2 pseudogenes are annotated in these 1,587 nt (G+C 60.6%); both read right to left on the bottom strand.

Annotated features, from left to right (window positions below):
* A pseudogene (locus tag AWB67_RS37445) lies at nt 1–381 on the bottom strand (LuxR family transcriptional regulator); the annotation flags it as partial.
* Between the two features lie 771 nt (nt 382–1,152).
* Nucleotides 1,153–1,587: pseudogene (locus AWB67_RS37435) on the bottom strand (hypothetical protein); the annotation flags it as partial.

Genomic DNA, 1,587 nt, shown 5'->3' with positions numbered 1-1,587 from the left:
CGCCACGACCGAGTGCGCGGGCACGAGCGACGCCCCGGTGGTGAGGCCGATCGCGGAGGCGCCGACGCGCTCACACGCGTTGCGTAACGCCTGCGCCAGATGATGGAAGAAGCGCGCGGGTTCGTCGTCGTCGGAATCGAGCGAGAGCCACGCCACGAGGGCGCCGCTCGCGGTCAGCCGGTCGATCCACGTGAGCGCAAGAGATGTCTTGCCGAAGCCGGCCGGCGCCTTGATGACTGTGAGGCGTTTGTCTTGCGCTTTCCCTGCGAGCGAGCCGAGCCGTGGCCGATCGATCAAGCCGGCGGGCAGGCGCGGCGGAAGCACCTTCGTCGCGAGGAAGAGGGGCGCGCTTCTCGAGGGCGTCGCTTCTGTCACGTGCATCGGCTGCTCCTGGCTGCTCTTGACGTCCGGGTCGACCCTGGCCGCGTTTCCCTGTCTACGCGAGGGGGACCTTCCGCTGCGTCGCGCTGAGACACCATGCTCGAAATGATACGCCCACCCCACTCGAGCGAGGAGGATAACGATGCCGGGCTTCATCGCCGGCGTCTGCAACAAAAGACGACGTCTGCATTCTCGGTCGGGCCTCGTAGAAAGTGCGTCGGGGTTCGGTTCCCAGATGGAATGCCGCTGCCGAAGTGCAGAAATTCCGGTAGAGTTGGCTGACTTAAAGGACCGGTCAATAGATCGTCGAGCGGCGAGGTCATCCGATGCTGACCATGCCAATGTTCGAGGCCGTTGGCGAACTCCCTGTCGGGTTTCACGCGCATAGATGGAATCTCTGCAACACGCTAAGGGATGAGTATCCCGTGCCGAAGTCCGTCCATCGCGACGCCCACCCCAAGCGTGCGGATCTCATCGAGTCGCTCAAGAGGCGGTCCTGCGTGGTCGAGCAGGGCGGTTTCGGTGATCACGAGTTCGAGACATTGCGCGGGTAGGCCGGAAGTTTTCAACGAACGCAGCAATACCTGCTTAAAGTGCTCGTATAGCATTGCGCCAGTGGCACACTGACACTAAGTCGAATATGTTCCAGCCAACCCGCGGCGACTGAATATCGTCTACGTTAGTCCAAGGGCACTCTCTGCATGCGTCTATTGCCGTGAACGAAAGCCTGTTCAGCGTGCCCACGGCAACACCAACGTGTGAGCGGGACAATTAGTCAACCTGGTACCAGCGACCAGATTCTGGGCACACAGCGGCTGGTGCACCGTTCAACCAGACTTGCTCTTCATTCAGTTGCGGTGAGGTCGAACGGGCGATGTCGAAGACCACCTCAAGTGCCTGTCCAACATGGGCGTCTTCGATGGGAAGCTCCCATGTCAAAAAGATCTGGATGCAATCCTGGTCCGGCGCGAAGTCGGCCACACTAAAACTGCCGCTGCCACGCTGAATGACGCCATGAGGCTGGCAAGTATCGAATATCACAGCAGTTCCCCGAGTAAGGGGAATGCGATGGCCCGTAGAGGGAAAATGCAAGTCGAGACCCTTGTCCTCGCTCAGGAAGAGATTGCAAAAGGCCGCACCGCCATATTGCGCACCGTCATGGTGGTACCTCGCGCCACGACAGGCCATAAGTGCTACGTCACTGGA

Origin of the sequence: Caballeronia terrestris (genome assembly GCF_001544515.1) — a bacterium.
Lineage (GTDB): Bacteria > Pseudomonadota > Gammaproteobacteria > Burkholderiales > Burkholderiaceae > Caballeronia > Caballeronia terrestris.
Note: the sequence above shows the minus strand (reverse complement) of the source record. Positions and strands in the feature narration are given on the sequence as shown.